Raw genomic sequence first — 20,743 nt, 5'->3', positions numbered from 1 at the left:
AAGGGTCACGGACGGAAGGGTCGGCCGACGGACCGGGCCGCCGTACGGGAGAACGATCCCGTACGGCGGCGGTACCGCTTCGGACGGGTCGGTCAGTGCACACCCAGCCAGGACTTGACCGGGGTGAGCGCGAAGTAGACGACGAAGAGGGCGGTCAGGATCCACATCAGCGCGCCGGGCTCGCGCCACTTGCCCCGGCCGGCCTTGATCACCGTGTAGGAGATGACGCCGGCCGCGACCCCGGCGGTGATGCTGTAGGTGAACGGCATCAGGACGCAGGTGAGGAAGGCGGGGATGGCCACGTCGCGGTCGGACCAGTCGATGTGCCGGGCCTGGCTCATCATCATCGAGCCGATGACGACGAGGGCGGCGGAGGCGACCTCGACCGGGACGATGCCGGCCAGCGGCGAGAAGAACAGCATCAGGGCGAAGAGCCCGCCGGTGACGGTGGAGGCGAGGCCGGTGCGGGCCCCGTCGCCGACCCCGGTGGCGGACTCGACGAAGACGGTCTGGCCGGAGGCGCCGGCCAGACCGCCGACCGCGCCGCCGGCGCCGTCGATGAACAGCGCCTTGGAGAGGCCGGGCATCCGGCCCCGCTTGTCGGCGAGGCCGGCCTCGGTGCCGACGCCGATGATGGTGGCCATCGCGTCGAAGAACCCGGCGAGGACGAGGGTGAAGACGGCGACCGAGGCACTGATCGCGCCCATGCCCGAGCCGCCGAAGGCGCCGAACAGGTCGACGTCGCCGAAGAGGCCGAAGTCGGGTGCGGAGACGGGGGATCCGGGCCAGACGGGCACGGAGTTGCGCCAGGCCCCGGCGGGTACGCCGGCCGCCTTGTTGACGATCACCGCGAGGACGGTGCCGCCGGCGATGCCGATGAGGATCGCGCCGCGCACGTTGCGGGCCATCAGGACGAAGATGGCGAGCAGGGTGACGCAGAAGACCAGGACCGGCCAGCCGGCGAGTTCGCCGGCCGGGCCGAGCGACAGCGGGGTGGGTCCGCCGGTGTGCGTGAACCCGGCCTTGAAGAGGCCGATGACGGTGACGAAGAGGCCGATGCCGATGGTGATGGCGTGCTTGAGCGGCAGGGGTATGCCGTTCATGATCTTCTCGCGCAGGCCGGAGACCACCAGCAGCACGATCAGCAGGCCGTAGATGACGCACAGGCCCATCGCCTGCGGCCAGGTCGTGTGCGGGACGACCAGCGCGGAGATGGCGCCGGAGACGGAGAGGCCGGCGGCGAGCGCGAGCGGGACGTTGCCGACCACGCCCATCAGGATCGTGGTGACGGCGGCGGCGAGCGCGGTGGCGGTGGTGAGCGCGGCGTGGTCCAGCTTGACGCCGGTGACGTCGGCGCCGCCCAGGATGAGCGGGTTGAGCAGGATGATGTAGGCCATCGCCATGAACGTGGTGACGCCACCGCGGAGTTCGTTGGCGAGGGTCGATCCCCGGGCGGAGATCTTGAAGTAGGCGTCCAGGGCGTTCCTGGGCGGGGCGGCCGCGGCCGGCGTGGGGGCGCCGTCCTCGGTGGACTCGGTGGGTCTGTCTTCAGTGGTGCCGGGCTCCGTGGGGATCCTGGTCATGTCCACTCCCAAGTGTCAAAGGGGGTTGGGGTGGGCGAGCCGACCTGACAGCCAGTCAACGAAGCTGTGGCACAGGGGGACGTTTCGACTCACTGGTGCGCGGGTGGTCCGGGCCGCCGCCGAGCCCCGGCGTGGGAGGCGGCGGTCCGTGCTGCGGTGACGCGAGGGTGCGGTGACGCGAGGGTGCGAGGGCGCAGGGGTGCGGTGGTTCGGTGACGTGCCGGTGGTGCGGCCCCGGGGCGGCGGGGAAGACGGTCGCCGCCCCGGGGAGGTCCTCGGGTCCGGTGGCTACAGCGCCCCGGGCCGTTCGGTGGTCAGGTGCTCGGGCCGGACCGGGATCCGGTGGAGCGCCAGGCCGGTGGCGTTGCGGATGGCGGCCACGATGGACGGCGTCGCCGAGACGGTCGGCGCCTCACCCACTCCGCGCAGCCCGTACGGCGCGTTGGGGTCGGGGAGTTCGAGGATCTCGACCGGGATCGGCGGGGTGTCGAGGATGGTCGGGATCAGGTAGTCGGTGAAGGAGGCGTTGCGCACCTTCCCGTCCTTCACGATGATCTCCTCCATCACGGCCAGTCCGAGCGCCTGGGTGCAGCCGCCCTGGATCTGGCCGACCACGGAGAGCGGATTGAGGGCCTTGCCGACGTCCTGGACGGCGGTCAGCTCGACCACCTTGACCAGGCCCAGCTCGATGTCCACGTCGACCACCGCGCGGTTCGCGCAGAAGGTGTACTGGACGTGGCCGAAACCCTGCCCGGTCTCCTTGTCGAACGGCACGGTCGGCCGGTGGTGGTGTTCCCGGGTGAGGTCGATCGCCTCGTCGCCGAGCAGGTCGACCATGGAGACCAGCGGGCCGGCCGACGCCGAGACCACCTTGCCGCCGACCAGCGTGATGTCGTTCTGGGACCAGCCGTAGCGGCCCCGGCCCTTCTCGATCAGTGCGTGCCGGACCGCCTCGGCGGCGAGTTTGACGGCGCCGCCGGTCATGTAGGTCTGCCGCGAGGCCGAGGTCGAACCGGCCGAGCCGACCTCGGTGTTGGCCGGCTGGATGGTGACCTGCTCGACGCCGAGCTCGGTGCGGGCGATCTGCGCGTGCACGGTGACGCCGCCCTGGCCGACCTCGGCCATCGCGGTGTGCACCAGGGCGACCGGCTCGCCGCCGATCACCTCCAGCCGCACCCGGGCGGTCGAGTAGTCGTCGAAGCCCTCGGAGAAGCCGACGTTCTTGATGCCGACGGAGTAGCCGACGCCGCGCACGACGCCCTCGCCGTGCGAGGTGTTGGAGAGCGCGCCGGGCAGCTGCCGGACGTCCAGGTCGTCGAGGTCGAGCGGCGGGGGCAGCGGCATGTCCTTGACCCGCCGGAGCAGTTCGGCGACCGGTGCGGGCGCGTCGATCTCCTGGCCGGTGGGCATCAGGTCGCCCTGCTGCACCGCGTTGAGCTGCCGGAGTTCGACCGGGTCCATGCCGAGTTCGGCGGCGAGCCGGTCCATCTGGGTCTCGTAGCCGAACGCGGCCTGGACGGCGCCGAAGCCGCGCATCGCCCCGCAGGACGGGTTGTTGCTGTACAGCGCGACGGCGTGCATCCGCACGTTCGGGATCACGTACGGACCGTGTCCGAGCGAGGCCGCGTTGCCGACCACGGCGGGCGAGGCGGAGGCGTACGCGCCGCCGTCGAGCACGATCCGGGCGTCGGCGTAGACCAGCTTGCCGTCGCGGGTGGCGCCGTGCTCGTAGAACATCCTCGCCGGGTGGCGGTGGACGTGGCCGAAGAAGGACTCGTCCCGGGCGTAGACGATCTTGACCGGCTTGTCGGTGCGCTGGGCCAGCAGGCAGGCGTGGATCTGCATCGAGAGGTCCTCGCGACCGCCGAAGGCACCGCCGACGCCCGCCAGGGTGAGCCGGACCTTCTCCTCCGGCAGGCCGAGCACCGGCGCGATCTGCTGGCGGTCCACGTGCAGCCACTGGGTGGCGACGTAGAGGTCGATGCCGCCGTCCTCGGCGGGCACGGCCAGCCCGGACTCCGGGCCGAGGAAGGCCTGGTCCTGCATGCCGACCTCGTACGTGCCGGTGACGACGACGTCGGCGAGCGCCCGCACCTCGTCGGTCACGCCGCGGCCGGAGACCAGCCGCTGCTCGTGGCAGATGTTGCCGTGGGCGTGCGACTTGTACTCGTGCGGCTCGTGCACGTAGCCGTGCGTCTCCGGGTCGAGGCACTGCTCCTCGGTGACGATCGGGGTGAGCACCTCGTACTCGACCTTGATCTTCTTCATCGCGCGCCGGGCGGTCTCCGGGTGGTCGGCCGCGACCAGCGCGATCGCCTCGCCGTGGTAGCGGATCTTGTCGATCGCCAGCGCCGGCTGGTCGGCGATCTCCAGTCCGTAGTACTTGGTGCCGGGGATGTCCTCGTGGGTGAGGACCGCGTAGACGCCGGGCACGGTGAGCGCCTCGGAGACGTCCACGCTCAGGATGGTGGCCCGGGGGTGCGGCGAGCGCAGCGCCGTGCCCCAGAGCATGTCCTCGTGCCAGAGGTCCGAGGAGTACGCGAACTCGCCGCGCACCTTCAGCGTGCCGTCGGGACGCAGCGGCGAGCCGCCGATGCCGTCCTTGCTGGACTGCCGGATGTCCTGGAGGTTCTTCTGCCCCTGGATGCTGCGCGCGGCGTTCCGCGCGCTCGAACGCGTGGTCATTCCGCGACCGCCTTACCCGCGCACTTGCGGGCGGACGCCAGCCGCACCGCGTCCATGATCTTCTCGTAGCCGGTGCAGCGGCACAGGTTGCCCGACAGCGCCTCCCGGATGTCGGAGTCGGACGGCTGCGCGTCCTCCTCCAGCAGCGCGTCCGTCTGCACCAGCAGGCCGGGGGTGCAGAAGCCGCACTGGACGGCGCCGGCGTCGACGAACGCCTGCTGGACCAGGCCCAGCTCGCCGTCCTCGCCACCGAGCCCCTCGACGGTGCGCACCTCGCGGTCCTGCACCTGGCCGGCCGCGACCAGACAGGAACAGACCGGCACCCCGTCCAGGTAGACCGTGCAGGAACCGCACTCGCCCTGCTCGCAGGCGTTCTTCGAACCGGGCAGGCCGACCCGCTCGCGCAGCACGTAGAGCAGGCTCTCGCCCTCCCAGACGTCGTCGGCCTCGACCGGCCGGCCGTTGGCGGTGAAAGTGACCCTCATGCCGCGCTCCTGATCTGCTTGCGGTAGTCGTTCCAGGTCCAGGTGAGGGTGCGCCGCGCCATCACGGCGAGCGCGTGCCGCCGGTAGTCGGCGGTGCCCCGGACGTCGTCGATCGGGGAGGCGGCGCCCTTGACCAGCTCGCCGAACCGCTGGACGACCTCGGCGCCCAGCAGCTCACCGGTCTCCCAGAGGCCGCGTTCGGCGAGCACGTCCCGCAGGTACTCCTCGGCCTCGACGGCGCGGCGCGGCGTGGGGGCGGCCGAGCCGATCCCGGTCCCGACGGTGCCGGTCCCCGGGTGCAGGGCGAAGCCGAACGCGCAGACCGCGATCACCATCGCGTTGCGGGTGCCGATCTTCGAGAACTGCTGGGGGCCGTCCGCGACCGGGATCCGCACGGCGCGGATCAGCTCGTCGGCCTCCAGGCAGTTGCGCTTCACCCCCACGTAGAAGTCGTCGATCGGGATCAGCCGGGTGCCGCGCACCGAGGCCGCCTCGACGAACACGTCGCGGCCGGCGGCCAGCAGCGCCGGGTGGGAGTCGCCGGCCGGCGAGGCCGCGCCGAGGTTCCCGCCCACGCCGCCCCGGTTGCGGATCTGCGGCGAGCCGACGGTGTGGGCGGCGAGTGCGAGACCCGGCAGCGGGCCGGACAGCTCGTCGATGATGCGGCTGTAGGGGACGGCTGCGCCGAGCCGGACGACCTCGCCGTCGTCGGTCCACTCGGTGAGCTCGGTGACGCGGTTCAGGTCGAGAATCGCGGGTGGCCGGTGCACGTCGAAGTTCATCTCGACCATGACGTCCGTGCCGCCCGAGATGGGCAGCGCGGCCGGGTACTCGGCCTTCGCCGCGAGCGCCTCGTCCCAGGTGGCGGGCCGAAGGAACTCCATGCGGGTGTCTCCTCAAGTCGTTTCCGGCCGGACGGGTGGGCACAGTGCCCGGACCGTGTGTTCGGGCCGTGCTCGCCGCGTCGTTCCCTCCGCGTCGGGCCCCGGTCACCGGAGTGTGTCCGGCGGCGTGTGGCCAGTGAACCGCTGTGACGGGGCCCACTGGCAGTCACCGATGGCATGAAGCCCCGGCTGTGGTCCCGCCCGGCATCCTGTACGTTCCTCTAAGGAGAACGACGTCGCAGCCCAGCCGTGCGCCGAGTGCCACCCACGACCGTGATCCGGCCGTGATTTCCGAGCCGCGACCCCGTGATCCGGGCACCCGTTGGGACGTAACACCGAGCACGCGTGTTCGGGCACACTGTCACCCCGGACCGGACGCCCGGTCCCGTTCCCCCACCCCCAGCCCGTTAGGAGCCCGCGGATGCGTGTCCGTGATCTGCTCGCCCCCGGCGCCCCGCGCCTGCGCCTGCTCGCGGCCGAGGACGAGCTGGACCGGCAGGTCAGCGGTGTGATGACGACCGACCTGCACGACCCGGGCCGGTACCTGCACGGCGGCGAGCTGGTCCTCACCGGCATGCTCTGGCGCACCGGACCGGCCGACTCCGAGCGGTTCGTACGGACGATCGTGGCGGGCGGGGCGGTCGCCCTGGCGGCGGGCGAGGCCGAGGTCGGGCCGGTCCCCGAGGACCTGGTGGAGGCCTGTCGGCGGCACCGGATGCCGCTGCTGGCCGTACCCGACGACATCGCCTTCGGCACCGTCACCGAGTTCGTCGGCCGCCAGGTCTCCGCGGACCGGGCCGCCGACCTGTCGGCCCTGGTCGACCGGCACCGGCTGCTGGTCTCCGCCGCGGGCGGCGGCGGCCTGGACGCCGTCCTCGACCTGCTCGGCGGTGACCTCGACCTCGACTGCTGGGTGCTCACCCCGACCGGCGCGGTGATCGCCGGCCCCGCGGACCGGCTCCCCGCGGCGGACCGCGACCAGTTGGTCCGCGCCCATCTGGCCGCGCAGCGCCAGCGCCGCCGCCCGCCGCACCGGGCCCGGCTGGCCGTCGGCCCGTACTCGTTGCTGCCGGCGCCCGTCGCCCCCGAGACGCAGGCGCCGCTCGCCGACTGGGTGCTGGTGGTGGCCGGTGACGTCACCGAATGGACCGGCAAGCGCCAGCAGCTCGCCGAGAACCTGGCCCGGCTGGTCGCCGCCGAGCGGCACCGCCGGGACGAGGGGCGCCGGCTGCGCCGCCGCCTCGCCGACGAGGTGCTGACCCTGCTCCAGCGGGACGCCGACCCGGCGGAGATCAGCCGCACCCTGTACGCGTCCTCGGCGATGGCCGCCCGCTACGAGAGCCCCGAGCCCGGGCCGCAGACGCCGGACGGCTCCTGGCTGGTGCTCAGCGCCGAGGGCACCGGCCTGCCGGAGGGCGCGGTGCGCGCGATCCTGGAGGAAGCTCTCAACGGCACCACCGACCGCGCGCTGGTCGCCGGGGCCGGCACCGGCGCGGTGGTGGTGATGCCCGCCCTGGAGAGCGCGGTGCCCGCCGAGACCCTGCGCGAACTGCTCGCCCCGCTGGACGCCGGGCTCGGCTCGGAGGGCCGGATCACCCTCGGCGTCTCCGCCCCGGCCTCCGAGGCGGGCGGCCTGCGCGGCGCGCTGGAGGAGGCCCGGCACGCCCGCCGGATCGCCGCCGCCCGGGTCGGCCGGGTCTGCGTGGCCGGGCCGGAGGAACTCGCCTCGCACGTGCTGCTGCTGGCCGCCGTCCCGGACGAGGTCCGCCGGGCGTTCCGCAGCCGGCTGCTGGACACGGTGATCGCCTACGACATCGAGCACCAGGCCGACCTGGTCCGCACCCTGGAGGCGTTCCTCCGGTCGGACGGCTCGTGGACGCGGTGCGCCGCGCAGCTCCACGTCCACGTCAACACGCTTCGCTACCGGATCGGCCGGATCGAGGAGTTGACAGGCCGCGACCTGTCCCGGCTGGAGGACCGGGTGGACTTCTACCTGGCCCTCGAACTGGCCTGACCGGGCCGGCCGCCGCCCGGACGGAGACGAGGCCCCCGGAGCACCGTGCTCCGGGGGCCTCGCCATGACCGCGTGTTCGTCGTGTCCGTCGTGTCCGGGTGTCCGTCGTGTCCGCCGGGCGGACCGTGACCCGTCGGGGGGCTACTGGACCGGGATGACGCCGGTCAGCCACTCGAAGACGCCCGGCACCATGTCCTTCCAGACGTCGCTGGAGTGCGGGCCGGTGGTCTCGACCGCCTGGACGGTGGTCGGCGCCTTCGCCGCCGCCGCGATGGCCTGGCCGTCCTCGAAGCCGTCGCCCTTGTTGCCGGAGACGTAGAGCGCCACCTTCGGCGGCTGGGCGGCGTGCTTGACGATGGTGACCGGGTTGTTGGCCTCGCGCAGCGCCGGGTCCTTGCCGACCAGCGAGTCCTTCTCGGTCGCCGGGTCGTTGTAGCCGGAGAGGCTGATCCCCGCCCGGTAGCGGTTGGGGTGGGCCAGCGAGAGCTTGGAGGCGCAGTGCGCGCCGGCCGAGTACCCGGCGATCGCCCAGCGGTCGGCGGACGGGTCGGCCCGGAAGTTGTCCAGGATCATCTGCGGGACGTCACGGGTCAGCCAGGTGTCCGCGTTGACCTTGCCCGGGATGTCGGTGCACCCCGCGTCGGTGCGGTTGCCCAGCAGCAGCGTGCGCGGCGAGACCAGGATGAACGGCGCCACCTTGCCCTGCTGCATCAGCGGCTTGAGCTGCTCGGAGACCTTCAGCGTGCCGTACCAGGTGGAGGAGGAGCCCGGGTAGCCGGGGATCAGCTCGACCACCGGGAACTTCTTGTCCTTGAACGCCGGGTCGTTGTACTGCGGCGGCAGCCAGACCAGCACCTCGCCGTCGACGCCGGAGAGCTGGCCCTTGAGGTCGGTCTTCTGGACGTCGCCCGGCACCTTCGGGTCGTCGACGCCGCGGAAGGCCTGCTGGACCTTGGTGGCCGGCGGCTTGGCGTCCCCGCCGCCCGCCGGTGCGCCGGTGGCCCCGGGGGTCGGGGCCGGCCCGGTGCCGTTCGCCGCGCCCGGGTCGGCCGGCGGGACGGCGGGCACCGCCCGGACGTGCTTGCCGGTGCCGAGCAGGTCGTCCCAGCTGCCGTAGATCAGGTTGGCGTTGTTGACCATGACGAAGACCATGATCACGGCCGTGACCTGGCAGAACACGAGCATCGCGAGCCTGGACAGGACACGCACCGGCTGCGGCCCTCGGACCTTGCCCCAGAGCAGCATCGCCACCGCGATGGAGATCGGCACGAGAATGACCGTGCAGATGAAGAATGGCGTACCTGTCAGTTGCATGAAGTTCTCGTATCCGGGTTGGAAGCCGCCCGGGCCCCACTCGCCCGGAACGCCACCTCAATGGCATCAGACGGCCTGAAACGGGGATCGGTTGCCGTCCGAATCTGTGCGAAACCTGAGAGGAACATCACGTTTACGCGCTGCTCCCTTTTCGGGCCCGCCCTAGTCTGCCACCCTGGCAGCCTCTGCCCGGACGTCGCGTCCAGCGGACTCCCAGGAATCCCCCGCAGGGCACGATACCGCCCGTACGGATCCGGTCGCCGGGCGAGGCGGTGCGAAGCCGCGTCCGCCGGGCAGCGAGACTAGGGGGATGAGCACAACCCGCACTGGTCCCCTCCGCCGGCTCCTGCCCGCCTGCGCCGTCCTGGCCCTCCTGGTCGCCGTCGCCGGCTGCAGCAGCACCGGAGGCAGACGCGCCGAGCAGGCCCGCGCCCAGGCCTCGGCCGCCGGCGGCGCCGTCACCACCCCCCGCTGGAAGGTGGCCATGGTGACCCACGCGGGCGCCGGCGACGCCTTCTGGGACACCGTGCGCAAGGGCGCCGAGCAGGCCGCCGCCAAGGACAACATCACCTTCCTGTACTCCAACGACGCGCAGACCCAGAACCAGGTCCAGCTCGTCCAGGCCGCCATCGACCAGCGGGTCGACGGCCTGCTGGTCACGCTCGCCAAGGGCGAGGCGATGGCCGACGTGCTCGGCAAGGCCAAGGCCGCCGGCATCCCGGTGATCACCATCAACTCGGGCCAGGAGTACTCCGCCCGGTTCGGCGCGCTCACCCACATCGGCCAGGACGAGTCCACCGCCGGCCAGGCCGCCGGCGCCGAGCTGGCCGCCCGCGGCCGCAAGAACGTCCTCTGCGTGATCCACGAGCAGGGCAACGTGGGGCAGGAACAGCGCTGCTCCGGTGCCCAGGCCAAGTCCGGCGGCCCGTTCCAGGTGCTCTACGTGGACGGCGTCAACATGCCGGACGCCCGCGCGGCGATCTCCGCCAAGCTCCAGTCCGACCAGGGCATCGACACCGTGCTCACCCTCTCCGGCCCGATGGCCGCCACCGGCCTGCAGGCCGTCCAGGACGCCCGCCGCCAGGTCGAGCTCGACACCTTCGACCTGGGCACCCAGGTGGTGTCCGGCCTCAAGTCCGGCTCCGTCGGCTTCGCCGTCGACCAGCAGCCCTACCTCCAGGGCTACGAGGGCGTCGACCTGCTCTGGCTCTACCGCTCCAACCTCGACATGCTCGGCGGGGGCAAGCCGGTCGCCACCGGCCCGCAGATCCTCACCCGGGAGAACGCCGACGCGCTCGCCGAGTACGTGGCGAGGGGGACGCGTTGAGCACCTCGGACGTCCTGGCCCAGGACCGCCCGGCGGCGCTGCGCAGGCTGGCCGCCCGGCCCGAACTGGGCGCGCTGATCGCCGCCGCCGCGGTCTTCCTGGTCTTCGCCGCGGTCGCCGAACCGTTCCTGCGGGTCTCCTCGCTGGGCACCGTGCTGTACGCGGCCTCCACCATCGGGATCATGGCCGTGCCGGTCTCGCTGCTGATGATCGGCGGCGAGTTCGACCTGTCCGCCGGCGTGCTGGTCACCACCGCCGCGCTCACCTCCTCGATGGTCTCCTACCAGCTCACCGCGGTGACCTGGGTGGGCGTGCTGGTCTCCCTGGGAGTGACGCTCTCCGTCGGCCTGTTCAACGGCTGGATGCTGGCCCGCACCAAGCTGCCGAGCTTCATCGTCACGCTCGGCACCTTCCTGATGCTCACCGGCGCCAACCTCGGCGTCACCAAGCTGGTCTCCGGCACCGTCTCCACCAAGCCGATCTCCGACATGGAGGGCTTCGCCTCCTGCCGCTGGCTGTTCGCCTCCGAGGTGACGGTGGGCGGCCTGACGATCAAGGCCACCGTCTGGTGGTGGCTCGGCCTGCTGCTCGTCGGCAGCTGGATACTGCTGCGCACCCGCTTCGGCAACTGGGTGTTCGCGGTCGGCGGCGACGCGGACGCGGCCCGCGCGGTCGGCGTCCCGGTCGCCCGCACGAAGACCGTGCTCTACCTGTTCGTCGGCTTCGGCGCCTGGGTGCTCGGCCAGCACCTGCTGTTCTCCTTCGACACCGTGCAGTCCGGCGAGGGCGTCGGCAACGAGCTGATCTACATCGTCGCGGCCGTCATCGGGGGCTGCCTGATCACCGGCGGCTACGGCTCGGTGGCCGGCTCCGCGCTCGGCGCGCTGATCTTCGGCATGGCCAGTAAGGGCATCATCTACGCCCAGTGGAACCCGGACTGGTTCAAGTTCTTCCTCGGCGGGATGCTGCTGCTCGCGGCCCTGCTCAACTCCTGGGTGAAGCGCCGTGCCGAACGGGGGCCGCGATGAACGTGCCTGACACGACGACGGCGCCCGCCCCGGGCACCGAGCTGCTCGCCCTCGAAGGCGTCGGCAAGACGTACGGCACGGTCCGTGCGCTGGAGGACGTCTCGCTGACCCTGCGGTCCGGCGAGATCAGCTGCGTGCTCGGTGACAACGGCGCCGGGAAGTCCACGCTGATCAAGATCATCGCCGGGCTGCACCGGCACGACGCGGGCACCCTCACGGTGGGCGGCGAGGAGGTCCGCTTCGACTCGCCGCGCCAGGCCCTCGACCGCGGCATCGCCACCGTCTACCAGGACCTCGCCGTGGTGCCCCTGATGCCCGTCTGGCGGAACTTCTTCCTCGGCTCCGAGCAGGGCTACAAGCGCTGGGGCGGGCTGCGGCTGGACGCCGACGGCATGCGCGCCACCACCCGGAGCGCGCTCGCCGACATGGGCATCGACCTGCCCGACGTCGACCGGCCGATCGGCACCCTCTCCGGCGGCCAGCGCCAGTGCGTGGCGATCGCCCGCGCCGTGCACTTCGGCGCCAGGGTGCTCATCCTGGACGAGCCGACCGCCGCGCTCGGCGTCAAGCAGTCCGGAGTGGTGCTCAAGTACGTCACCGCCGCCCGGGACGCCGGTCTCGGCGTGGTGCTGATCACCCACAACCCGCACCACGCGTACCTGGTCGGTGACCACTTCACCCTGCTCAGGCGCGGTCGGATGGCCGGCAGCCACGCCAGGGCGGAGATCGGCCTCGAACAGCTCACCACCGAGATGGCCGGCGGCTCCGACCTCGCCGAGCTCTCCCACGAGCTGGCCCGGCCCACCGCCCCCGGCCCGGCCGCCGATCCCGCGCCCGGCGACCCGCGGTCCCCCCGCCCCGCGTCCGCCGATCCCGCGTCCGGCGACCCGCGGTCCCCTCGCCCCGCGTCCGCCGATCCCGCGTCCACCGACTCAGCCGAGGAGCGCCCGCAGCCGTGACCAGCCCCCAAGGCACCACCCGGCCTCCGGTCCTGCCCACCCTGCTCGGCCTCGGCCCGCGCGCCGAACGCCGCCGCCGCTCCCTGCCCGCCGGCCTGCTGAGGCTGCCGACCATCGGCGTCGACATCGGCGGCACCAAGGTCGTCGCCGGCGTGGTCGACGGCGAGGGCAAGGTGCTGGAGAAGCTGCGCACGGACACCCCGGACAAGTCCAAGAGCCCCCGGGTGGTCGAGGACGTCATCGTCGAGCTGGTGCTCCGGCTCGCCGACCGGCACGACGTCCACGCGGTCGGCATCGGTGCGGCCGGCTGGGTGGACGCCGACCGGGCCACGGTGCTCTTCGCCCCGCACCTGAACTGGCGCAACGAGCCGCTCCAGCAGGCGCTCAGCGAACGGCTGAGGTTCCCGGTGATCGTCGAGAACGACGCCAACGCCGCCGCCTGGGCCGAGTGGCGGTTCGGCGCCGGCCGGGGCGAGGACCACATGGTGATGCTCACCCTGGGGACCGGCATCGGCGGCGCCGTCGTCCGCGACGGCTTCGTCGACCGGGGCAGGTACGGGCTGGCGGGCGAGTTCGGGCACATGCAGGTGGTGCCCGGCGGTCACCGGTGCCCGTGCGGCAACCGGGGCTGCTGGGAGCAGTACTCCTCGGGCAACGCGCTGGTCCGCGACGCCCGCGAGCTGGTGGTCGAGGAGTCCCCGGTGGTCCAGCCGCTGCTGGCGCGGGCCGGCGGCGTGATCGAGGGCATCACCGGCCCGCTGGTGACCGAGGCCGCGCGGGCCGGCGACCCGACCGCCACCGAACTGCTCTACGAGGTCGGCACCTGGCTCGGGGTCGGCATCGCCAATCTGGCCGCGGCCCTCGACCCGGGCCGCTTCGTCATCGGCGGCGGCGTCTCCGAGGCCGGTGACCTCCTCCTCGGCCCCGCGCGGGACACCTTCCGCCGCGCCCTGACCGGCCGCGGCTTCCGCCCGGAGGCGACCATCGTGCACGCCGCGCTCGGCAACGAGGCGGGCCTGGTCGGCGCCGCCGACCTCGCCCGCCAGGTCGCCCGACGCTTCCGCACCATCAAGCGGCGCCGGGTCGAACGCACCCTCCCGTAGGCCCTGCAAGGCGGCCGGGCGGCGGGCCGGAGCACAGGAAGTCGGCCCGGCCGACTTCCTGCTCAGGGAGCGCCCCGCAGGGACGCGTCAGCCGGCCGAGGAACTGCCCGGGGTGGTGGAGCCTCCGCCCGTCGTGGTGGTCCCTCCGGCCGACGTGCGCCCCGCGCCGATGCCACCAGGGGCGCGGGGCAGGACGGGCGGCGCCGGGGAGCGGCGGCGGCGGGGCCGGGTGCACGGAGGGGCCGCGCCCTTCGTGCCGGGATTCGACGGGTACGCGCGCCGGCCACCGGCCGCACGGGCGGCTGCCCGTGCGTTCCGGCGGACCGGAGCCGAAGCGTGCCCGTCCGTCTCCTCCGGGCCGGCCGCCGCGCGTCAACTACCCGTTGGTAGCGCCGTGGCCCTGTTGTCGGGGTCATGGCTCCTGTGAAACAACGGAGTTGACGCCTATTCAGGAGGATTTCGGATGAGAGCGCTGGCTCGAATCGCCCCGCCGTTGCTGCTTGCCACCGCCCTGGTGTGCTCGGTCGCCGGCCCTGCCGGGGCGGCCGGGCCGCCGTCGGCGACACCGGCCAAGGTGCCCGAGGCCGTGGGCCGGGGCGGGGCGGTGGCCAGTGTGGACGCCGACGCCACGGCCGCCGGGATCGAAGTCCTGCGCAAGGGCGGGAACGCGGTGGACGCCGCCGTGGCCGTCGCCGCGGCGCTCGGCGTCACCGAGCCGTACTCGGCCGGGATCGGCGGCGGCGGGTACTTCGTCTACTACGACCACGACACCGGCCGGGTGCACACCATCGACGGCCGGGAGACCGCCTCCCGGACCGCCGACGCGTCCCTGTTCCTGGAGGACGGCAAGCCGCTGCCGTTCGCCGACGCCGTCACCAGCGGCCTCTCCGTCGGCGTGCCCGGCTCCCCGGCCACCTGGGAGACCGCCGTCCGGCTCTGGGGCAAGCGCCCCTTCGCCGAGGCGCTCGCACCCGCCCGGCGGATCGCCGAGCAGGGCTTCACCGTCGACCAGACGTTCCAGGACCAGACCGCCCTCAACCAGGCCCGGTTCAAGGACTTCCCGGACACCGCGAAGCTCTTCCTGCCCGGCGGCGGCCTCCCGGTCGTCGGCTCGACGTTCCGCAACCCCGACCTCGCCGCCACGTACGCGCAGCTCGGCCGGGAGGGCGTCAAGGCGCTCTACCAGGGAGACCTCGCGGCCGACATCGTCCGCACCGTCCAGCACCCGCCGGTCGACCCCGCCTCCGGCCGCGTCGCCAGGCCCGGCAAGGTGGACGCCGTGGACCTGGCCGGCTACCAGGTCCGCCGGCAGCAGCCCACCCACGTCGCCTACCGGGACTACGACCTCTACTCGATCGCCCCGTCCAGCTCCGGCGGCACCACCGTCGGCGAGTCCCTCGGCATCCTGGAGGACGGCGAGGTCGGCGACTACGACGCCACGCAGTACTACCACCACTTCCTGGACTCCACGCGGATCGCCTTCGCCGACCGCAACCGCTGGGTCGGGGACCCGGCGTTCAACGACGTCCCGGTGCGGGAGCTGCTCTCCGCGCGCTACGCCGCCTCGCGCGCCTGCCTGATCAGCCCCGACCGCGCCCTCACCAGCCCGCTCCCGCCCGGCGACCCGCGTCACCCCGCCGACTGCGCGAGCGAGGGCGTGGCGCCCACCGCCGAGCCGTACGAGGGTCTGAGCACCAGCCACCTCACCGTGGCCGACCGCTGGGGCAACGTCGTCTCCTACACCCTCACCCTGGAGCAGACCGGCGGCAGCGGCATCACCGTCCCCGGCCGCGGCTTCCTGCTCAACAACGAGCTGACCGACTTCAACTTCACGCCGCTCGTCCCCGGCGTTCCCGACCCCAACCTGCCGGGCCCCGGCAAGCGCCCGCGTTCCTCGCTCTCGCCGACCATCGTGCTGCGCGACGGCGAGCCCGTGCTGGCGGTCGGATCGCCCGGCGGTGCGACCATCATCACCACCACCCTCCAGGTGCTGCTCGGTCGCCTCGACCGGGGGCTGAGCCTGGAGCAGGCGATCGCCGCACCGCGCGCCAGCCAGCGCAACACGGCCGCCACCCAGGCCGAGCCGGCCTTCCTGGCCCTGCCCGAGCGGGCTCGGCTGGAGGCGCTCGGCCACGTCTTCGCGAGCACGCCGGAGATCGGCGCCGCGACCGGCGTCGAGCGGCTGCCGGACGGCCGCTGGGTCGCGGCCGCCGAACCGGTGCGGCGCGGCGGCGGTTCGGCGGCGGTGGTCCGCCCCGCTCCCTGACCTGCCCCCCGACCCGGGCCCGACCAGAGCCCGACCAGGGCCCGGGCCCTGCGGCCGGGCCGGATTGTCGGTGCCGTTCGGTAGATTCGGGGTGGACGCCTGCCAGGGCGTCCACCCCTCGTCCGTACCGCCATCGGGAAGGCCGCCCGCCGTGACCGTCCGCATCGCCACCTGGAACATCAACTCCGTCACCGCGCGGCTGCCCAAGCTCCTCGAATGGCTGGAGAGCGCCAAGCCCGACGTGCTCTGCCTCCAGGAGCTCAAGTGCGCCGCCGACGCGTTCCCGTACGAGCCGGTCCGCGAGCTGGGCTACGAGACGGCCGCGCACGGCACCGGCCGGTGGAACGGCGTGGCGATCGTCTCCCGGATCGGCCTGGAGGACGTCGTCCGGGACCTCCCCGGCCAGCCCGGCTACCTCGCCGACGACGCGCTGCTGCCCGACGTCGAGCCGCGCGCCGTCGCCGCCACCTGCGGGCCGGTCCGGGTCTGGTCGGTCTACGTGCCCAACGGCCGCGAGGTCGACCACGCCCACTACCGGTACAAGCTGGAGTGGCTGGAGGCGCTGCGCCAGGCCTCGCTGGAGGACGCGGCCGGCAGCCGCCCGTTCGCCGTCCTCGGCGACTTCAACATCGCCCCGGCCGACGAGGACGTCTTCGACGTCGCCGCCTTCGAGGGCCTGACCCACGTCACCCCCGCCGAGCGGGCCGCGCTGGCCGCCCTCGGCGAGGCCGGCCTGCACGACGTGGTGCCCCGCCCGCTCAAGTACGACCACCCCTACACCTACTGGGACTACCGGCAGCTGGCCTTCCCGAAGAACCGCGGCATGCGGATCGACCTCACCTACGCCAACAAGCCCTTCGTCGACGCCGTCACCGACAGCTACGTCGACCGCGAGGCCCGCAAGGGCAAGGGCACGTCGGACCACGCCCCGGTCGTCGTGGACCTCGACCTCTGAGTCACGGTGGGTGACGGCCGGTCGCTCGAACGGCTCCGAGCGGTGGCCGGGCGGGGGAGAGGTGCCTACCGTCGGTGAGTAACTGGGTGTAGTTGTTCGATCACGTGGACATCCGAGTCCGCGGCTGCGCCCGAGAATCCCGGAGGTTCCGGCATGCGCCCCACGCGTACGGCCGCCGCCGCCCTGATCGGCGCAGCGGTGCTGACCGGCCTGACGGCTCCCACCGCGCTGGCCAAGGACGGCGCCGCCACGGTCAGCCCGACCCAGGCCGCACCGGGCCAGACCGTGACGGTCACGGTCTCCTGCGAGAAGTCCGACAAGCCCGAAGCCAAGACCATCACCGCCAACTCCCCGGCCTTCGAGGGCGGGCCGGCCACCCTCACGCTCGGTTCGGACGGCAAGCACACCGGCTCCGCCCGGCTGGCGGGCAAGCACAGCGGCGACAGCAAGGTCGACGGCACCTGTCCGGACGGCGGGGCCTTCGCCACCACCGTCACCGTGACCACCGTGACGGTCTCGTCCTCCGGCGCCGGATCCACGCCCTCGGGTCTGGGCGGGTGGAGCGAGGCGGCCGGCGAGTGGGCCGGGTCGCTCGGTCAGTCGGGCGCGGGCAGCCAGCAGGTCGCCCCGCACGGCGCCGTGAAGACCGGCCTCGGCGGCTCGGTGGCGGCCGACCCGCTGGAGCTCGCGGGTGGCGCGCTGCTGATCGCCGGCGGCGTCGGCGGCTTCTGGCTGCTGCGGCGGCGGGCCGGTACCGGGTCCGCCTGAAGACGTGCCGGCCCCGGAGGGGTTCGCGCAGAGGTGCCGCCGGACGGTCCGTCCGGCGGCACCTCCGTGTCCGTCAGGGCGTCAGGCCGGCGGGGAGGGGGTCAGACCGTCTGCGGTCGACCGGCGTGTCCGGCGTCCTCCGCGCTGTCCGCGTCCTCCGGCCCCCGGGCGTCCCCCGCCTCGGCGGCGGCCCTGAGCGCACCACTGGCCAGCAGGTACTGCGCCAGGACGTACGTCGCCATGATCCAGAACTGGTGGCCCGGCAGCTCCCGCCACTTGGCCAGCTTGGTGGCGATCAGCGTGTCGGAGAGCAGGAACAGCGCCCCGCCCAGCCCGGTCCGCAGGCCCAGCCCGGCCGAGGTGACGGCCGTCGAGGCGAGCAGCAGGCTGTACCCGGCCACCGGCACCCGCAGGTCCCCGAGGTCCGGCCAGAGCCGGCTCACCATCGTCGCCCAGGCCGCCGCGTACGCCGCCGCCACCAGCAGCGCCCGTCGCCGCTCGGTGAGCGCCCCCTGCCCGACGAACATCGTGACGTAGCAGACGTGCGCCGCGGCGAACGAACCCATGCCGGCCAGGAACGCGGTGTCGTTGCCGAGCTGGAGCAGGACGTCCCCGCCCGCGCTCAGCAGCAGCGCAGGCGTCAGCAGCCTGGGCGCCTCGCGGCCGGCCGCGGCGGCGGCGACCGCGCTGTGGGCGGCCAGCAGCGGCATCAGCGCCGGCTTGGTGGCGTGCCGGAGCACCTGAGTGTCGGCCAGGATCGCCCCCAGGTGGGCCGCCGAGGTCGTGGCGTAGCCGGTGAGCAGCCCGGTGGCCGAACGCAGGCGGCCGCCGAGAACGGCGCGGGTGGTCGTACGGATGCTCATGCGGCGGTGTCCTCCGGGGGATGGGGAGCGGGTGGCCCGTGCTGGGCACCCCGGGCGACCGGAGCGGGGTCCGGGAAGGACAGGTTACCGACGCGTAGGTTCCGGCCGGGCGGCGGTGGGGCGACGATCGCCGGGCGACGCGCGGTGGGGCGCGGTTCGGTGCCCACGGGACCCGGCAGCTGCCAGCGGGGGCCGCGCCCACCGTCTAGTCTGGTCCACGACATGGAGCAGCAGGAGGACGTGACCGGCGCCGCGCTGGCGGCCGGTGGCGCGTCGGACGGGCGTACGGGCGGAGCGGGGCGGAGCACCCTCGACGCCGTCGTCGCCGTACGCGAAGCCGTGTCCGCGGCCGTGCCCGGGTCCGCGCGCGTTGCCGTACGTGCGCCGGGGACTGACGACCCGCAGGAGGTGGACGTGGAGGTGGACGTGGCCGAGGTTGCCGGCCCCGCACCGACTCCGGTTCCGCCCTCCGCACCGACTCCCGCACCGACTACTCCCGCACCGTCTTCCGTGCCGACTCCGGGGCTCTCGCCGGATCCGGGACTGCTCCGGCTCGCCGAGTGGTTCGCGCAGGCCGACGCCGGTACCGCCGACGACCTCTGGGCGGCCTCCTTCGGGCTCTACCCGGCCCGGCACTTCGGCGCGCCGGCCGAGCCGGGCCCCGTCGGACCGGGCCCCGTCGGACCGGGTCTGCCCGGGTCCGCCCCCGCCGAACCGGCGTCCGACGTCAGCTGGTGGCACGGCCCCACCGCCCACACCCCCGTGCAGCAGCGCACCCGCGAGGCCCGCCCGGTCCGCGGCCTGCGCCGGGCCCGCCGGGACGCCGGCGCGCTGCCCGTCGTCCTCTCGGGCGCCGAGCCGGGCAGGCCGGGCAAGCACCGCAAGCCCGAACGCTCCCGGACCGCCACCGTCGGTGCTCAGGACCGTTCCGCCGCCGCCACCGCGGCCGAGCGGCGGATCGCGGCCCGGCTGCTGCTCGCCCACCCCCTGGTCACGGCCTCCGGGCCGCACGCCGACGGCTTCCCGCTGATCCGCCGTCATCGTGACTGGCTCACCGAGCGCTTCGACACCCTGCTCGGCTACCGTCTGCTCGTCGGCCCCTGGCACGCCCGCCTGCACAAGGCCGGCCTCGGCCCCGGAGCCGCCCGCCGGCTCGAACACCCGGCCACCGGTGCCCCGTTCACCCCCGGCGGGTACGCCCGCTTGGCGCTCGCGCTGGCCCTGCTGGTCGACGCGCCCGAGCAACTGCCGCTCGGCCGGCTGCGGGCCGCGATGCGCACGGTCGGCCCGGAGGCCGCGCCCGCGCCGGACGCCGCCCGCGCCGACCTCTGCATGGCGCTCGCCGTCCTGGCCGACTGGCAGGTGCTGCTCGACGTCCCCGTCGATCCGGCGGATCCGGCCGGTGACGAGACCGTCCTGACGGTCGACCGGGAGCTCGCGCGGGCCGTTCCGGCCGCCCCGCCCGCGCGCGCCGCCGACGCGGCCGACCTGATCCGCCACGCCGCCGAGGCCGAGCCCGGCACCGCCGTACGCCGCCGGCTCGCCGAGACCCCGGTCGTCCTGATCGCGGACCTGTCGGAGGAGCGGCGGGACTGGCTGCGTGACCACCGGATCTCGGGCCCCGCCGCCCTCGCCGACTTCCTCGGTCTGGAGGCGGAGCACCGCGCCGAGGGCGTCGCCCTGCTCGACCCCGCCGAGGAGCTCACCGACCTCGCCCTGCCGGGCGCCGGAACCCTGGCCCAGGCCGCGCTGCTGCTGGTCGAACGCCTGGTGGAGGAGGTGCGGCCGCTCCCCGGTGAGTCCACGGACGCCGACGTGCCCGTCCCCGACGCGCTGATAGACGGCGTCCTCGGCGACATCGCCGACGAGTACGGGCTTCCGGCGGGGTGGCGCCGTGACTACCTGGCCGACCGGACGGCGCTGCGCCGTGACTCCCTCGACCTGCTCCACCGGATGGGACTGATCGTCCGCGCACCCCGCGGTACCCGCCCCCCGGGCTGGCTCCTGCGCGCGCCCGCCGCCCGCTACGCCCCCGCCCACCTCCTGCCGGAGCCCGGCACCGGCCGGCACTCGCGCCGGGACCCGGAGATCACCATCCCGGCCCCGGCCGCCCCGAAGGCGGAACAGCACGCCTGAGGCTCGGAGCCGGGCCACCTCGAGCCGCCCGTCGGAGATCCGTAACGACTGAACTCACGGGGGCCGACCCTCGCGCGAATCTGCTCGGCGAGTGTTCCGGGCAGGGTCACGGCGTACTTCTTGGTGGTGGCCGTACCGCCGACCGTGCCGTCGCGGCGTGTGGCTCCGACCACGTCATCTCCGGGTGGTGGCCGTGGCCACGGTGCCGGGCTGGACGGTCTCCACGGTGGCGCCCACACCGAGGGTGCCGAGGGTGACGGAGGCGAGGACGGCGGCGCAGGCCAGGAGTCGGCGGTGGCGCTTGGGCAGGGGGAAGCGCGGGTCCTGGAGGGTCGCCGGAGGGTTGGCGTTCATGACAGGGAGGTTTCCAGGG

The 20,743-nt window shown here is 73.8% G+C and carries 16 protein-coding genes; 9 read left to right on the top strand and 7 right to left on the bottom strand.

Going from position 1 to position 20,743, the window contains the following annotated elements:
* Positions 1-92 precede the first annotated feature (92 nt).
* From PUR56_RS12175 to PUR56_RS12160, 4 genes are all read right to left on the bottom strand, one after another.
* Complete coding sequence (locus PUR56_RS12175; RefSeq protein ID WP_329948893.1) at positions 93-1,583, bottom strand: NCS2 family permease; 1,491 nt, start codon at positions 1,581-1,583, stop codon at positions 93-95.
* Between the two features lie 288 nt (positions 1,584-1,871).
* Entirely contained in the window at positions 1,872-4,268 is a 2,397-nt protein-coding gene (gene pucD, locus PUR56_RS12170) for a xanthine dehydrogenase subunit D (protein WP_329948892.1), read from the bottom strand.
* Positions 4,265-4,753 (bottom strand): (2Fe-2S)-binding protein, encoded by a 489-nt coding sequence (locus PUR56_RS12165; protein ID WP_329880469.1) that lies wholly within the window; start codon positions 4,751-4,753, stop codon positions 4,265-4,267. The genes pucD and PUR56_RS12165 overlap by 4 nt, the downstream gene beginning before the upstream one ends.
* Positions 4,750-5,637, bottom strand: coding sequence for an FAD binding domain-containing protein (locus PUR56_RS12160; protein ID WP_329948891.1), 888 nt, complete (start codon positions 5,635-5,637; stop codon positions 4,750-4,752). The genes PUR56_RS12165 and PUR56_RS12160 overlap by 4 nt, the downstream gene beginning before the upstream one ends.
* Positions 5,638-6,058: 421 nt before the next feature.
* Between PUR56_RS12160 and PUR56_RS12155 the strand changes: the two genes are divergently transcribed.
* Entirely contained in the window at positions 6,059-7,651 is a 1,593-nt protein-coding gene (locus PUR56_RS12155; RefSeq protein WP_329948890.1) for a PucR family transcriptional regulator, read from the top strand.
* Between the two features lie 141 nt (positions 7,652-7,792).
* Here the strand turns inward: PUR56_RS12155 and PUR56_RS12150 are convergent, their stop codons facing one another.
* Entirely contained in the window at positions 7,793-8,920 is a 1,128-nt protein-coding gene (locus PUR56_RS12150) for an alpha/beta hydrolase (RefSeq protein WP_329948889.1), read from the bottom strand.
* 355 nt (positions 8,921-9,275) lie between these two features.
* On the opposite strand from PUR56_RS12150, the gene PUR56_RS12145 reads away from it, so the two are divergent.
* From PUR56_RS12145 to PUR56_RS12115, 7 genes are all read left to right on the top strand, one after another.
* On the top strand, positions 9,276-10,292 hold the full coding sequence (locus tag PUR56_RS12145) for a substrate-binding domain-containing protein (protein ID WP_329948888.1): 1,017 nt from the start codon (positions 9,276-9,278) through the stop codon (positions 10,290-10,292).
* A complete protein-coding gene (locus tag PUR56_RS12140; RefSeq protein ID WP_329948887.1) occupies positions 10,289-11,320 on the top strand; it encodes an ABC transporter permease in 1,032 nt (343 codons plus the stop codon). The genes PUR56_RS12145 and PUR56_RS12140 overlap by 4 nt, the downstream gene beginning before the upstream one ends.
* The gene (locus PUR56_RS12135) at positions 11,317-12,279 is read left to right on the top strand and encodes an ATP-binding cassette domain-containing protein (protein ID WP_329948886.1); all 963 of its coding nucleotides are present in this window, start codon (positions 11,317-11,319) and stop codon (positions 12,277-12,279) included. The genes PUR56_RS12140 and PUR56_RS12135 overlap by 4 nt, the downstream gene beginning before the upstream one ends.
* The gene (locus PUR56_RS12130; RefSeq protein WP_380519551.1) at positions 12,276-13,382 is read left to right on the top strand and encodes an ROK family glucokinase; all 1,107 of its coding nucleotides are present in this window, start codon (positions 12,276-12,278) and stop codon (positions 13,380-13,382) included. The genes PUR56_RS12135 and PUR56_RS12130 overlap by 4 nt, the downstream gene beginning before the upstream one ends.
* Positions 13,383-13,845: 463 nt before the next feature.
* Positions 13,846-15,648, top strand: coding sequence for a gamma-glutamyltransferase (gene ggt, locus PUR56_RS12125; RefSeq protein ID WP_329948885.1), 1,803 nt, complete (start codon positions 13,846-13,848; stop codon positions 15,646-15,648).
* Positions 15,649-15,799: 151 nt separating this feature from the next.
* Complete coding sequence (locus tag PUR56_RS12120) at positions 15,800-16,603, top strand: exodeoxyribonuclease III (RefSeq protein WP_329880456.1); 804 nt, start codon at positions 15,800-15,802, stop codon at positions 16,601-16,603.
* Positions 16,604-16,756: 153 nt separating this feature from the next.
* Entirely contained in the window at positions 16,757-17,371 is a 615-nt protein-coding gene (locus PUR56_RS12115) for a hypothetical protein (protein WP_329948884.1), read from the top strand.
* 101 nt (positions 17,372-17,472) lie between these two features.
* Here the strand turns inward: PUR56_RS12115 and PUR56_RS12110 are convergent, their stop codons facing one another.
* Positions 17,473-18,234 (bottom strand): lysoplasmalogenase, encoded by a 762-nt coding sequence (locus PUR56_RS12110; protein WP_329948883.1) that lies wholly within the window; start codon positions 18,232-18,234, stop codon positions 17,473-17,475.
* A 222-nt stretch (positions 18,235-18,456) separates the two neighbouring features.
* Between PUR56_RS12110 and PUR56_RS12105 the strand changes: the two genes are divergently transcribed.
* On the top strand, positions 18,457-20,370 hold the full coding sequence (locus tag PUR56_RS12105) for a DUF2398 family protein (protein WP_329948882.1): 1,914 nt from the start codon (positions 18,457-18,459) through the stop codon (positions 20,368-20,370).
* A gap of 174 nt (positions 20,371-20,544) precedes the next feature.
* Here the strand turns inward: PUR56_RS12105 and PUR56_RS12100 are convergent, their stop codons facing one another.
* On the bottom strand, positions 20,545-20,724 hold the full coding sequence (locus tag PUR56_RS12100; RefSeq protein ID WP_329880451.1) for a hypothetical protein: 180 nt from the start codon (positions 20,722-20,724) through the stop codon (positions 20,545-20,547).
* Positions 20,725-20,743: the final 19 nt, after the last annotated feature.

It is taken from the genome of Streptomyces sp. BE303 (assembly GCF_036290945.1).
Taxonomy (GTDB): Bacteria; Actinomycetota; Actinomycetes; order Streptomycetales; family Streptomycetaceae; genus Kitasatospora.
Note: the sequence above shows the minus strand (reverse complement) of the source record. Positions and strands in the feature narration are given on the sequence as shown.

Excerpts from the sequence above, each read along its gene's own strand:
- PUR56_RS12175 (WP_329948893.1), bottom strand. The coding sequence starts at position 1,583 with ATGACCAGGATCCCCACGGAGCCCGGCACCACTGAAGACAGACCCACC.
- pucD (WP_329948892.1), bottom strand. The coding sequence starts at position 4,268 with ATGACCACGCGTTCGAGCGCGCGGAACGCCGCGCGCAGCATCCAGGGG.
- PUR56_RS12165 (WP_329880469.1), bottom strand. The coding sequence starts at position 4,753 with ATGAGGGTCACTTTCACCGCCAACGGCCGGCCGGTCGAGGCCGACGAC.
- PUR56_RS12160 (WP_329948891.1), bottom strand. The coding sequence starts at position 5,637 with ATGGAGTTCCTTCGGCCCGCCACCTGGGACGAGGCGCTCGCGGCGAAG.
- PUR56_RS12155 (WP_329948890.1), top strand. The coding sequence starts at position 6,059 with ATGCGTGTCCGTGATCTGCTCGCCCCCGGCGCCCCGCGCCTGCGCCTG.
- PUR56_RS12145 (WP_329948888.1), top strand. The coding sequence starts at position 9,276 with ATGAGCACAACCCGCACTGGTCCCCTCCGCCGGCTCCTGCCCGCCTGC.
- PUR56_RS12135 (WP_329948886.1), top strand. The coding sequence starts at position 11,317 with ATGAACGTGCCTGACACGACGACGGCGCCCGCCCCGGGCACCGAGCTG.
- ggt (WP_329948885.1), top strand. The coding sequence starts at position 13,846 with ATGAGAGCGCTGGCTCGAATCGCCCCGCCGTTGCTGCTTGCCACCGCC.
- PUR56_RS12115 (WP_329948884.1), top strand. The coding sequence starts at position 16,757 with ATGCGCCCCACGCGTACGGCCGCCGCCGCCCTGATCGGCGCAGCGGTG.
- PUR56_RS12110 (WP_329948883.1), bottom strand. The coding sequence starts at position 18,234 with ATGAGCATCCGTACGACCACCCGCGCCGTTCTCGGCGGCCGCCTGCGT.
- PUR56_RS12105 (WP_329948882.1), top strand. The coding sequence starts at position 18,457 with ATGGAGCAGCAGGAGGACGTGACCGGCGCCGCGCTGGCGGCCGGTGGC.
- PUR56_RS12100 (WP_329880451.1), bottom strand. The coding sequence starts at position 20,724 with ATGAACGCCAACCCTCCGGCGACCCTCCAGGACCCGCGCTTCCCCCTG.